Origin of the sequence: Campylobacter concisus (genome assembly GCF_002913045.1) — a bacterium.
In the GTDB taxonomy this organism is placed as follows: Bacteria; Campylobacterota; Campylobacteria; order Campylobacterales; family Campylobacteraceae; genus Campylobacter_A; species Campylobacter_A concisus_AP.
The window spans coordinates 258,146-270,917 of record NZ_PPAF01000035.1 but is presented as its reverse complement, the minus strand read 5'-3'; the positions used below and the strand labels follow the sequence as shown (position 1 = coordinate 270,917).

Below are 12,772 nucleotides of genomic sequence, written 5' to 3'. Positions count from 1 at the left end.
ATGCTGCTAAATGACGCATTAAATGCGCTTAAATCTAAGTTTAAATTAAAAATAGATAGCGAAATTTTACCTATCAGCATGACTCTTGGTAAAACATTGGCAAATGATGTAGTGGCGGTAAAAAATTTGCCATGTTTTGATAACTCTGCGCTTGATGGCTTTGCTGTGAAATTTGAAGATAAAGATAAGCCATATAAAATAGTTGCAAGTGCCTTTGCAGGCGATAAAGAACAGCTAAGCATTGACAAAAATGAGTGCGTTAAGATAATGACTGGTGCGAAGATGCCAAAGGGTGCTGATACGATCATAAAGATTGAAGATTGTGTAGTTGATGGAAATTTTATAAAAGCACCAAATAATCTTAAAAAAGGTGATGGGTATCGCTTTAAAGGCGAAGAGGTAAAGATTGGTGAAATTTTGCTAAAAAGTGGCGAGGTTTTAAACACTAGAGGTATAATGATGCTAGCAGCGCAGGGCATAAGTTTTATAAATATTAAAAAACAGCCTAGTATTGGAATTTATTCAAGTGGAAACGAGATCATCGAGCCTTGGCAAAGAGCTAGTGAGGATGAAATTTATAATGCAAATGCCTTTGGCATCGCTGCACTTTTAAGCTCCATTGGACAAGATAACTCATATCTTGGCATCATAAAAGATAATTTAGACGCCGTAAAAGAGTCATTTTTAAACGCTGCGAACTACGACATTGTTATCTGCTCTGGCGGAGCGAGCGCTGGCGAGGCTGATTTTATGAAAATAGCTCTAAGTGAGCTTGGATACAATGAAATTTTTTCACATATTGATATAAGACCTGGCAAACCTTGCAAGGCTTATGAAAAAGATGGCAAACTTATTTTTGTCCTTCCCGGAAATCCAATGGCAGCTTATGTTTGCATGATGATGCTTGTTTTGCCTCTTTTAAAAGAGGATTGCTTTGTGATACAAAATGCTACAAATGCGCAAAATTTAAATGTAAAAGCAGGCAGGATCAATGCCATTTTTGGAAATATTGAAAATGATAAATTTATAGCAACAAATGGTGGAAAATACGGCTCTGGCATGATAGATCATATTTTAAAAAGCACTTTTATGTTTTTAACTAGCCCAGATCAAAGCGAAATTTTGCAAAATAGTGAAATTTCTCTTATAAAACTTCCATAAAATCTTGACAAATGAAAAACAATCTGATAGAATGCGGACTTCATTTTGACTGCGGGAATAGCTCAGGGGTAGAGCACAACCTTGCCAAGGTTGGGGTCGCGAGTTCGAATCTCGTTTCCCGCTCCATCTTTTTTATACTCATTTTTTTATTTTCCACAAAACTTTTTGCAAATGAAGTCAGCATTTATCCAATGTATTGCATCACAAATGATCAGATTTCACTTAGTACTTTTGGCTTTGAAGGCGAAGACAATGAAATTTTAAACCTAGAGGGCAAAAGAGCTGCTAAGATAGATAGCAAAAAGCTCTATGAAATTCTAACAGCAAATTTTAAAACATATAATGACAAAAGCGGTGGAAGCGTTGCTTTTGTGAAAAACTGCTCTATTATGGATGAGATTCAAATGCAATTTTTAAGATCGATTAGCGATGAATATCCTGGTATCAGCATAAGTGATCTTAGCATCAGTCCACAAAATAAACTTCCAGCAAATTTCAAAGAACTTGTCCTAAAAAATATCTTTTTAGGTGATCAAAATAGTCAAAAAGGTACATTTAGAGCATCATTTGAGGATGTTGATCTGAGTCTAAAAAGCATCTATTTTAAATTTAGCTTTAATGCTAAGATGCCAGCCTTCATAGCAATAAATTCAATGAATACAAACCACATTTTAAGCCTACTTGACTATCAGCCAACGATGATTGAGTTTGACAAATGGCCAAAAGATGCACTTTCTAGCTCAAACAGCTTGGCTCTTATAACAAAAGTACAGATAAAAAGCGGTGAAATTTTAACCAAGCGCCAGTTTAATGCCATAAGTTTAGTCAAAAAAGGTCAAATGCTAAATGCGGTTTTAAGCGAGGATGGAGTTAAGATAATTGCTGAAGTAAAGGCGCTTGAAGATGGAAATTTAGGTGATATGATAAAGATAAGAACAAAAGATAATAAAATTTTACAGGCCACAGTTTCAGGCAAAGATGAGGCAGTGATAAGATGAAAAAGATAGTATTTGCAGCCACTGGAGCAAGTGGGGCTGGACTCTTTTTAAAGCTTGTCAAGGCTGCCAAAGATAGTTGCGAGGCGCATGTCATAGTTAGTAAAAACGCCATGAAAGTCTTGGAGGCTGAAGAGAATTTAAAGCTAAATTTAGATGATCTTGGAGTAAAAATTTATGATGATTTGGATCTTGGCGCAGGTCCAGCTTCAGGCTCATTTGGCACGGAGGCGATGATAATAGCGCCCTGCTCTACCAACACCCTAGCAAAAGTTGCAAACGGCATAAGTGACACGCTCATCACAAGGGCTGCAAGTGTCGCACTAAAAGAGAGACAAGGGCTGGTTTTAGGCGTTAGAGAGATGCCATTTTCTGCCATCGCGCTTTCTCAGATGCAGCTTCTCTCATCTCTTGGAGCTATCATCGCTCCACCAGTTTTGGGCTACTACGCAGAGATAAAGAGCCTAGAAGATATGGAAAATTTTATCATTGGCAAGTGGCTTGATGCCTTAAAAATCGAAAATAATCTTTACAAAAGGTGGCAAATTTGAAAAAATCCTGCATCTATCCAGGGACCTTTGATCCGATCACAAACGGCCATTTAGACGTTATCATAAGGGCTACAAAAATCTTTGATAAAGTGATCGTCGCAGTTGCAAAAAGTGACAGCAAACAGCCGATGTTTGCACACGAAAAACGCATAGAGATGGCAAAAGAGGCAGTTAGTGGGCTAGGCAATGTTAGCGTGCTGGGTTTTGATAACTTACTTGTTGATTTTGCTAAATCGCACGGCATAAACACCGTCATCAGGGGTCTTCGCGCGGTTAGCGACTTTGAGTATGAGCTACAAATCGGCTACGCAAACGCTGCACTTTGGGACGAATTTGAGACGGTTTATCTTATGCCAAGCTTAAATAACGCCTTCATCTCAAGCTCGATCGTCCGCTCAGTCTTACGCCACGACGGCGACGTGAGCAACCTAGTGCCAGCAAAAATTCTTAAAAATTTAAAGGCGTAAGATGTATGTTTTGTTTGAAGGCATCGACGGCGTTGGCAAGAGCACGCAGATAGAAATTTTAGCTTCTAAATTTAGTGATGTCGTCGTCACAAAAGAGCCAGGTGGCACGCAGCTTGGTGAAAATTTACGAGAAATTTTGCTTAGCTCAAGCATAAAAATAGGCAAAAGAGCTGAAATTTTACTTTTTTTAGCTGACAGAGCTGAGCATTTTGAAAAGCTGGTCGCTCCAAATTTAAGTAGGCTTATTTTAAGCGACAGAGGCTTTATCTCCGGCATTGCCTACGCTTTGGCAAATGATGAAAGCCTAGACGAAAACGTGCTTTTGGAGCTTAATAAATTTGCACTAAATGATAAATTTGCAGACAAGATCATCTTTTTTGAAGCAAGTCCTGAGCTAATAAGCGCACGCCTAAAAAGCAGAGGCACAAGCGATAAGATCGAGGCTCGAGGGCTAGAGTATCTTTTAAAAGTGCAAAGTTTGATGAAGCAAATTCTTATCAAAAATGGCTTTGATACACTTTTTATAGACGCATCTAAAAGCATAGAGCTAATTTCAAAAGAGATAGAAAATTTTATAAATTTTAAGTAAAATCACAAAAAATAAAAAAGGATAATGCGATGATAACGGCACTTCGTGGCATGAAAGATATGCTTCCAGCTCGTGCAAAACTTTACGCACGGATAATCAAAACCTGCGAGGAAGTCGCAAAAAACTACGGATATGAGCAAATTTTGACCCCGCACCTTGAGGAGACAGCGCTTTTTAAAAGAAGTGTCGGCGAGAGTAGCGACATCGTGGGTAAAGAGATGTATCAGTTTGAAGACAAAGGCGGCAACGACGTTTGCTTGCGTCCTGAGGGCACAGCTGGCGTGGTTAGAGCGTTTATCGAGGCAAAGCTTGATAGAGCAAATGTGACAAAACGCTGCTTTTATCACGGCTCGATGTTTCGCTACGAGCGCCCACAAAAAGGCCGTTTAAGAGAGTTTCACCAGTTTGGCTGCGAGTGTTTTGGCGAGGGCAGTGTTTACGAGGATGCAAGCATTATTTTGATGGTGAGCGAAATTTTTTACAGGCTAAATATAAAAACAACCCTAAAGATAAACTCCCTTGGCGACGAGAGCTCGATGAAGTCTTACAAAGCAAAGCTTGTTAAATTTCTAGATGAAAACAGTGAAAAAATTTGCGAAGACTGCAAAAGACGCAAACTTTTAAACCCTATCCGCGTGCTTGACTGCAAGATAGAAAGCTGCCAAGAAATTTATAAAAATGCTCCAGTTATCACTGATAGCTTAAGCGATGAGGCGCAAGCTGACTTTGTAAAGCTGCAAGAAATTTTAACGGCAAATGACGTTAAATTTGAGATAGACACTAAGCTAGTTCGTGGGCTGGACTACTACTGCAAGACGGCGTTTGAGTTTATAAGCAATGAGATTGGCTCACAAAGTGCAGTCGCAGGTGGCGGCAGATACGATAGGCTCGTTGAGTATCTTGGTGGTAGAGCAAGTTACGGCGTTGGATTTGCGATGGGCGTTGAGAGAATAATGGAAATTTTAGGTGAGGCCGAGGATGAGCGAGATGGAGTTTATCTTTGCGCGCTTGATGCGGCGAATGTTGATTTTATCTATAATCTTGGCTCAAAGCTTCGCAAAAAATATCAGGTTGAAATTTCTTATGAAGCCAAAAAACTTCAAAAACATCTACAAAATGCCGACAACAAAAATGCGAAAATTTTCCTTTGCGTAGGTGAAAACGAGATGAAAAAGAATAAAATCTGGTACAAAAATTTAGAAACCAAAGATGAAAAAACGATAAATTTAGATGAGCTTGAAAAGGAGCTGGGATGAATGATTTTGGACTTAGCATTTGGGGCAATTCAAATTTTGTTATAGAAGATGGCAAAGTCTGTATAAATGCAGCCAGCAAACCAGCGATCATAGACATCGTAAAAGAGATAAGAGACGATGGATATAGAGGGCCGCTACTGCTTCGTTTTCCGCATCTTATCCAAAAGCAGATCGAGCAGATCCACGCAAGCTTTGCAAAAGCAAAGAAAGAATTTGCCTACAAAGGCAGTTTTAATGCCGTATTTCCACTTAAGGTCAATCAATATCCTGGCTTTGTAAAAAATTTAGTGCGCCTTGGCAAGCCCTACAACTACGGCCTTGAAGCTGGCAGTAAGGCTGAGCTACTTTTAACTATGGCCTACAATAACGAAAAAGCTCCCATAACCGTAAATGGCTTTAAAGATAAAGAGATGATAAATATAGGCTTTATCGCCGCTGAGATGGGACACAACATCACGCTAACGATCGAGGGCTTAAATGAGCTTGAAGCGATAATCGCCATCGCAAAAGAGCGCTTCAAACCAAAACCAAAGATCGGACTTAGAGTAAGACTGCACTCGACAGGATCGGGACTCTGGGCAAAGAGTGGTGGCATACACTCTAAATTTGGACTAACATCAACCGAACTGATAGAAGCTGTAAAGATGCTAAAAAAGGCAAATTTACTTGAAAATTTCACGATGATACACTTTCACATCGGCTCTCAAATAAGCGAGATCCATCCACTCAAAAAAGCACTCATCGAAGCTGGCAACATCTACGCTGAGCTTAGAAAAATGGGCGCCTCAAATTTAAAAGCGATAAATTTAGGTGGCGGTCTTGCGATAGAATACTCGCAGTTTAAAGAAGAAAGTAGCAGAAACTACACACTAAACGAATATGCAAACGACGTTGTTTATATGCTTAAAACCATAAGTGAGCAAAAAAAGGAGATCGAGCCAGATATTTTCATAGAGTCAGGTCGCTACATCGCCGCTTCTCACGCACTTTTGGTCGCTCCTGTGCTTGAGCTATTTTCTCAAGAGTACACCGAAGAGAAGCTAAATTTAAAGAAAAACAATCCAAATTTGATAACTGAGCTAGTTGATCTTTATAAGTCAATCAAGCCTTCAAACGCCCTAGAGTACCTGCATGACGCCATCCATCACACAGAAAGCGTTTTAACACTTTTTGATCTAGGCTATGTCGATCTTCAAGATAGATCAAACGCGGAGGTGCTTTTAAGGCTCATCAGCAAAAAAGCTGTCGTGATGCTTGGTAACAAGAGCAACTCAAGCGATCTGGCTAAAATTCAAAAAGAGGTCCAAGAGAGGTACTTGCTAAATTTCTCTATTTTTCAAAGCTTGCCTGACTTTTGGGGGCTAAAGCAAAATTTCCCTATCATGCCACTTGATAGGCTTGATGAGCGCCCTACTTTGCCAGCTTCGATCTGGGACATCACATGCGATAGCGACGGTGAGATTAGTTATGATGATGAGAAAAACCCACTACTTTTGCACGACGTGGACGTGGAGAAGGAGGATTATTTCTTAGGATTTTTCCTAGTTGGCGCATATCAAGAGGTAATCGGCATGAAACACAACCTCTTCACCCATCCGACAGAGGCCACTATAGAGCTTTCAAATGATGGCTACAAGATCACAAATTTACTTGAGAGCCAGTCTATTTTAGACATTATGGAAGACATGGACTATGATATCTACGAGATCCAAGATACTCTAAACGAGCGCTTAGTGAAATCAACTCTGATAAACGAAACACAAAAGAAGCAAATTTTGGGCGAGCTTTATCTATTTTTAAATGACAATAGTTACCTAAAGACTATCAACTAAAAAGGACGAAAAATGCAACTAGCAAACAGAATGCAAACATTAAGCGAGTCAATAACGATCGCTATCAGCACAAAAGCCAAAGAGATGAAGGCTGCTGGCATCGACGTGATCTCGCTTTCAGCTGGTGAGCCTGACTTTATGACTCCAAAAAAGATAAGAGAAACTGTAAAAAACGCACTTGATAACGATAGCAAAAGCGGCAAATATACGCCAGTACCAGGCCTGCCTGAGGTCATTGATGCCATTAGAGCAAAGCTAAAAAGAGATAACGGACTTGACTACAAAGCAAATCAAATCGTCACAAACATCGGCGCAAAACACTCACTTTTTAATGTATTTCAAGCGCTTATCAACCCAGGTGACGAGGTCATCATCCCATCTCCATACTGGGTGAGCTACCCTGAGATCGTTAAATTTTGTGGTGGCGTGCCTGTTTTTATCGAGGCGGACGAGAGTACAAATTTTAAAATCACAGCCGAGCAGCTAAAAAAAGCGATCACACCAAAAACAAAGGTCTTTTCGCTAAATCACCCGACAAACCCAACTGGAGCTGTATATACAAAAGAGGAGATCGCGGCATTTGGCGAGGTTTTAAAGGGTACTGACATCATCATCACAAGCGATGAAATTTATGAAAAAGTTATTTACGGCAAAGAATTTCACGCAGTAGCCTCAGTGAGCGAGGATCTTTTCAAAAGAACGGTCACGATAAACGGACTAAGCAAGTGCGGAGCAATGCCTGGCTGGAGATTTGGCTATATAGCAAGTTCGATGGACTGGCTGATTGCTGGCATCAAAAAGCTTCAAAGTCAAAGCACAAGCAACATTAGCTCGATCGTGCAAATAGGCGCTATCCCGTCGCTTCTAGGCGAAACCGACGACGATATCGAAAACATGAGAAAAGAGTACGAAAAAAGACGTGATATGGCTGTAAAAATGATAAACGAGATCCCGGGACTAAGCGTTGTAACACCTGATGGCGCGTTTTATCTATTTGTAAAATGTAAAGATGTAGATAGCGACTCGCTTAGATTTTGTAAAAAGATGCTTGAAGAAGCGAACGTAGCCACTGTGCCAGGAGTTGGCTTTGGCATGGAGGGGTACTTTAGAATTTCTTTTGCAACTGACATCGATAGCATAAAAAAAGCGATTGAGAGGATCGCTAATTTTGTAAAAAGCTACAAAATTTAATGATAAGCTTTTTACTAAACGGCAAAAATTTCGAACTTGAAAACGATATCAGTGTTTATAAATTTTTAACTCAAAACGGCTATGAGCTTAAATTTATAGCCCTTGAGCGAGACGGAGAAATTTTGCCAAAAAAGCTTTGGTATGAGAGCTTTATGAGCGAGGGCAAAGTTTATGAGATCATCACTTTAGTTGGTGGCGGATGAGGAGAAAATGATAGAGATAGTACTAAATGGCGCAAAATTTAATGTGCCAGTAAAAAGCCTTAGTGAGCTAAAAGAGCTTGCGCTTGGCGATAAAGAGAGTGAAATTTATAAATTTTTAGAGAAATTTAACGCGACCGAGCCAGACATTTTTATCGTTGATGGCTTTGCTATAAAAGAAGATACCGAGTTACAAAATAGCTCAAATGTTGTTTTTATAAAACGCGGCGTGATGCCTGGGCGTGAAGTTTTACGCTCTATGATCGCCTCACGAAACAGCCCTGAGCTAAATTTAGCCCTAAGCAAGGCAGTAATCGGCGTGGCTGGACTTGGTGGTCTTGGTTCAAATATCGCCCTAAGCCTTGCAAGAGTTGGCGTAAAAAAGCTAGTACTTGCCGACTTTGACGTCGTTGAGCCAAGCAATCTTAACCGCCAGCAGTATTTCGTCCGCCACATCGGTATGAAAAAGACGCAGGCGCTTAAAGAGCTGATAAATGATGTCAATCCCTTTGTCGAGGTCGAGACTCACGATATATTTTTAGACGAAAAAAACGTAGCAAGTGTCTTTGGCGAGTGTGAAATTTTATGCGAAGCCTTTGACAACGTCGCTGGTAAGGCGATGATACTAAACGAAGCAGGCGCTAGCTTAAAAGAGAAAAAGATCATCGGCGCTTCTGGCATGGCTGGATACTTTAGCTCAAATCTCATAAAAACCATAAAATTTGCCAAAAATGTCTATCTTTGCGGCGACCTTACAAATGAGGCAAAGATCGGTCAAGGACTCATGGCGCCGCGCGTCGCAGTCTGCGCAAACCACCAAGCAAATTTGGCCATTAGACTACTTATGGGCTTGGAGGCGTAAGTGCAAAATGATAGTTTGATCCTTGGCGGCAAGGAATTTCAAAGCCGCTTTATCCTTGGCTCTGGCAAGTATTCACACGAGCTCATCGACTCAGCCGTAAACGAGGCTGGAGCACAAATATTAACCCTTGCTCTTAGGCGCATAAACGAGAGCAAAGATCGAAATATACTTGACTTCATCCCAAAAGGGGTAACACTTTTACCAAACACAAGTGGCGCTAGAAACGCCAAAGAGGCCGTTCGTATCGCCCAGCTCGCACGTGAGCTTGGATGTGGCAAACTTGTTAAGATAGAGATCATCACTGACTCTAAATTTCTCTTTCCAGACAACACTGAAACCATAAAAGCATGCGAAGCTTTGGCAAATGACGGCTTTGTGCCGATGCCTTATATGTTTCCAGATCTAAATGCCGCAAGAGCGATGCTAAGTGCAGGAGCAAGCTGTATAATGCCTCTAGCTGCGCCCATTGGCTCAAACCAAGGGCTAGTTTTTAAAGATATCATTGAGATTTTGATAAACGAGCTTGATACGCAGATCATAGTTGATGCGGGCATCGGTAGGCCTTCACAAGCGTGCGAAGCGATGGAGATGGGAGCGGCTGCTATCATGGCAAACACAGCCATCGCCTCATCTAAAAATATCCCGCTCATGGCAAGAGCCTTTAAAGAAGCTATCATCGCTGGTCGCAACGCCTATCTAGCAGGCCTTGGCGCAAAGAGTAAAAGTGCAAACGCCTCATCACCGCTCACTGGATTTTTAGACTGATGAAATTTACAAAAACCGATCACATGAAGCTGCTACCTCACATGCAGGACGTTGGCAGAGATATCATGGATGAGATTTTAAAAGAGCGCGCGAATTACAAGCCCGAAATTTACACCGAAGCAGACGTAAAAGCGGCTCTTAATGCAAAGCACTGCTCGCTTGAAAATTTAAAAGCCCTACTCTCGCCTACAGCAGCGCCATTTTTAGAGCAAATAGCCCAGCTAGCTCAAGCAAAAACAAGGGCAAATTTTGGCTCAAACATCACGCTTTTTACTCCACTTTACATAGCAAACTACTGCGATAATCTCTGCGTTTATTGCGGTTTTAACGCTAAAAATAATATAAAAAGGGCAAAGTTAAGCGACGAGGAGATCACAAGAGAACTGAGAGAAATTTCAAAGAGCGGCTTGGAGGAAATTTTGATCCTAACTGGCGAGAGCGAGACCAACTCAAGTGTCACTTACATCGCAAACGCCTGCGCTTTGGCAAAGAAATTTTTCAAAGTCGTTGGGGTTGAAATTTACCCACTAAACTCTGAGGACTACGCCCTGCTTCACAAAAGTGGCGCAGACTACGTGACCGTCTTTCAAGAGACCTACAATCCCACAAAATATGAAAAAATCCACCTTGGCGGCAATAAAAGAATTTTCCCATACCGCTTAAATGCGCAAGAGCGAGCGCTTCTTGGAGGTATGAGAGGGGTCGGCTTTGCGGCACTTCTTGGCATAGATGACTTTAGACTTGATGCCTTTGCTACGGCACTTCACGCAAGCTTAGTTCAGAAAAAGTATCCACACGCTGAGATCGCATTTTCATGCCCAAGACTTCGCCCTATCATCAATAACAACCGCATCAATCCACGTGACGTGGGCGAGCGCGAGCTTTTGCAAGTGATCTGCGCTTATAGAATTTTTATGCCAACAGCTAGCATAACGATCTCAACCAGAGAAAAGGCTAAATTTCGTGACAACGCCGTAAAGATAGCCGCAAACAAGATAAGCGCTGGTGTAAAAGTGAGCATCGGCGCTCACAGCGAAGAGAAAAAGGGCGACGAGCAGTTTGAGATAAGTGATAGCAGAAGTGTGGATGAGATCAAGGCAATGATAAAAGCAAATGGCCTAGAGCCATTAATGAGCGAGTATGTCTATGTTTAAAATTCTCTGCGTAGCTGACTTTGACAGCTATAAGGGCGATGACTTTTTAAAGAGAATTCAGCTACTTTGCAAGGCTGGCGTGGATGAAATTTTACTTCGTGCAAAGGGGCTAGACGATGCTAATTTTTATGATCTTGCTAGAGTTGTGGCTCAAATTTGTGAAAACTACCGAAAGAAATTTATTATAAATCAATTTTTTGACGTAGCTTGCAAGCTAAAAAGCGACTTTTGGCTCACTTCAGCACAGCTTGACTTTTTTAAAAATCACAGCATTTTTTTAGATGAATTTAGAAAAACAGCTAAAATTTACGCCCCAGCTCACGACCTAGAGCAGGCTAAAATTTCAGCCTCTATCGCTGATGTGTTTGTTGCTTCTCATATATTTGCCACCTCTTGCAAGCCAAATTTAGAGCCAAGAGGGCTAAATTTTATAAGTGAGTTAAAAAGCTTTGATAAAGAAATTTATGCACTTGGCGGGCTAGACAGCGGGAACTACAAAGAGACCATAAAAGCTGGCGCAAACGGCATTTGCTTTATGAGCCTAGCAATGAACGGCGATATGGAGCTTATAAAAAAGATAGCAGAGAGCAAAAACGGCTAAATTTAGTATAAATTACATAAAATAATACGTAAAATTTTACTCATTTTTGCTAGCGATATATGTTTTTATATCAAATATAAGTAGCGTCACAAGCGATGGCAGCATATAGGAGTTTAGCACTAAAAGCAGCGACTTTGTCAAATTTGACTTTATTAAAGTCTCTATGTCAAGGCTGCTGTTGTAGTTAAAAAAATATAGCAAGGCAAACTCGCCAACAAGAACTATGCGAGAGATCTTTAGCAAGATGTCATTTCCCAGTCTTGCAAATTTATCATCGACCACAAGCAACAAAGTGATCCAGCCAAGCAGCCAAATTGAACAGGCTAAAGCATAAACAGTAATGCTTTCATCAAATTTTTCAAGTAGTAAAAATACCAAAGGTTACAAAAATACAAGGCTAGCGACAAACCAAAGAAGTGAGCTAAAGGCTAGCAGGCAAACACAGCCAAAGATAGAAATGGCAGAGATAAAGCCAAAAACCTCTAACCCAAGATAGTAGGCCAGCGCATAGGATAAAAAAGAAAAAACAAGCCAAATTTTAATAACAAATCGCCACCTATTTGCAAAAGCAGTGGCTTTTAAATTTAGGCTATCTGTCAAACCCATTTACGAGATTTTCTTTTGTTTTGGACGAAATACTTTCATGACATTTTCGTCAGTTTCAATAAATGCTCCCTCTATCAAGTCAATGCAGTACGGAACTGATGGAAATACCGGCTCCAAGCACTCTTTTATAGCCTTTGGCTGACCTGGTAAATTTATGATGAGTGCATGGCCTCTGATGCCTGCTGTTTGGCGTGATAGGATCGCTGTTGGGACGTATTGCAGGCTTGCAGCTCTCATTAGCTCGCCAAAGCCTGGCATCATCTTCTCGCAAACTGCCTCTGTTGCCTCTGGTGTCACATCTCTAAGAGCTGGCCCAGTACCACCAGTCGTTAGCACAAGATCGCAGCCAAGCACGTCCACCATGTACACAAGCCTCTCTTTTATCAGCTCAAACTCATCTGGTATAACCTCGTAAAAGTACTCACGCTCGCTCACTATCCAGCTGTCAAGCACCTCTTTGATCGCTGGACCTGATTTGTCCTCGTATGTGCCTTCGCTTGCACGGTCAGAAAGGGTTAATATACCTATTTTTGCTTTCACTT

16 protein-coding genes and 1 tRNA gene are annotated in these 12,772 nt (G+C 41.0%); 14 read left to right on the top strand and 3 right to left on the bottom strand.

The features are described 5' to 3' along the window. From CYP43_RS05355 to CYP43_RS05290, 14 genes are all read left to right on the top strand, one after another. Window positions 1-1,161: a molybdopterin molybdotransferase MoeA gene (locus CYP43_RS05355; RefSeq protein ID WP_103582772.1), complete on the top strand. Its 1,161-nt coding sequence runs from the start codon at window positions 1-3 to the stop codon at window positions 1,159-1,161. 51 nt (window positions 1,162-1,212) lie between these two features. Then, window positions 1,213-1,287, top strand: a tRNA-Gly gene (locus CYP43_RS05350). A gap of 65 nt (window positions 1,288-1,352) precedes the next feature. Next, window positions 1,353-2,159: a flagellar basal body P-ring formation chaperone FlgA gene (gene flgA, locus CYP43_RS05345; RefSeq protein ID WP_103582771.1), complete on the top strand. Its 807-nt coding sequence runs from the start codon at window positions 1,353-1,355 to the stop codon at window positions 2,157-2,159. Next, on the top strand, window positions 2,156-2,707 hold the full coding sequence (locus tag CYP43_RS05340; protein WP_103582770.1) for a UbiX family flavin prenyltransferase: 552 nt from the start codon (window positions 2,156-2,158) through the stop codon (window positions 2,705-2,707). The genes flgA and CYP43_RS05340 overlap by 4 nt, the downstream gene beginning before the upstream one ends. Beyond that, entirely contained in the window at window positions 2,704-3,174 is a 471-nt protein-coding gene (coaD, locus tag CYP43_RS05335) for a pantetheine-phosphate adenylyltransferase (protein ID WP_103582769.1), read from the top strand. The genes CYP43_RS05340 and coaD overlap by 4 nt, the downstream gene beginning before the upstream one ends. 1 nt (window position 3,175) lies before the next feature. Beyond that, window positions 3,176-3,763, top strand: a complete 588-nt coding sequence (gene tmk, locus CYP43_RS05330) for a dTMP kinase (RefSeq protein ID WP_103582768.1) — start codon at window positions 3,176-3,178, stop codon at window positions 3,761-3,763. Window positions 3,764-3,792: 29 nt separating this feature from the next. Further along, a complete protein-coding gene (gene hisS / locus CYP43_RS05325; RefSeq protein WP_103582767.1) occupies window positions 3,793-5,019 on the top strand; it encodes a histidine--tRNA ligase in 1,227 nt (408 codons plus the stop codon). Continuing rightward, window positions 5,016-6,851 (top strand): biosynthetic arginine decarboxylase, encoded by a 1,836-nt coding sequence (gene speA, locus CYP43_RS05320; RefSeq protein ID WP_084041350.1) that lies wholly within the window; start codon window positions 5,016-5,018, stop codon window positions 6,849-6,851. The genes hisS and speA overlap by 4 nt, the downstream gene beginning before the upstream one ends. A gap of 12 nt (window positions 6,852-6,863) precedes the next feature. After that, entirely contained in the window at window positions 6,864-8,042 is a 1,179-nt protein-coding gene (locus CYP43_RS05315) for a pyridoxal phosphate-dependent aminotransferase (protein ID WP_103582766.1), read from the top strand. Beyond that, entirely contained in the window at window positions 8,042-8,245 is a 204-nt protein-coding gene (gene thiS, locus CYP43_RS05310; protein WP_103582765.1) for a sulfur carrier protein ThiS, read from the top strand. Before CYP43_RS05315 ends, thiS begins: the two co-directional genes overlap by 1 nt. 7 nt (window positions 8,246-8,252) lie before the next feature. Then, window positions 8,253-9,104, top strand: coding sequence for a sulfur carrier protein ThiS adenylyltransferase ThiF (gene thiF, locus CYP43_RS05305; RefSeq protein ID WP_103582764.1), 852 nt, complete (start codon window positions 8,253-8,255; stop codon window positions 9,102-9,104). Further along, window positions 9,105-9,869 (top strand): thiazole synthase, encoded by a 765-nt coding sequence (locus CYP43_RS05300; protein ID WP_103582763.1) that lies wholly within the window; start codon window positions 9,105-9,107, stop codon window positions 9,867-9,869. Further along, window positions 9,869-11,023, top strand: coding sequence for a 2-iminoacetate synthase ThiH (thiH, locus tag CYP43_RS05295; protein ID WP_103582762.1), 1,155 nt, complete (start codon window positions 9,869-9,871; stop codon window positions 11,021-11,023). The genes CYP43_RS05300 and thiH overlap by 1 nt, the downstream gene beginning before the upstream one ends. Further along, entirely contained in the window at window positions 11,010-11,624 is a 615-nt protein-coding gene (locus CYP43_RS05290; protein ID WP_258032162.1) for a thiamine phosphate synthase, read from the top strand. The genes thiH and CYP43_RS05290 overlap by 14 nt, the downstream gene beginning before the upstream one ends. A gap of 36 nt (window positions 11,625-11,660) precedes the next feature. Here the strand turns inward: CYP43_RS05290 and CYP43_RS09490 are convergent, their stop codons facing one another. From CYP43_RS09490 to mog, 3 genes are read right to left on the bottom strand one after another with little or no spacing between them, the layout of a single operon-like run. Then, on the bottom strand, window positions 11,661-12,002 hold the full coding sequence (locus tag CYP43_RS09490) for a hypothetical protein (protein ID WP_180998645.1): 342 nt from the start codon (window positions 12,000-12,002) through the stop codon (window positions 11,661-11,663). 3 nt (window positions 12,003-12,005) lie between these two features. Then, window positions 12,006-12,230 carry a hypothetical protein gene (locus tag CYP43_RS09485; RefSeq protein ID WP_180998644.1) on the bottom strand — a complete coding sequence of 75 codons (225 nt, stop codon included), beginning with the start codon at window positions 12,228-12,230 and terminating at the stop codon, window positions 12,006-12,008. Beyond that, window positions 12,231-12,770, bottom strand: coding sequence for a molybdopterin adenylyltransferase (gene mog / locus CYP43_RS05280; protein ID WP_103582761.1), 540 nt, complete (start codon window positions 12,768-12,770; stop codon window positions 12,231-12,233). It lies immediately after the preceding gene. Window positions 12,771-12,772: the final 2 nt, after the last annotated feature.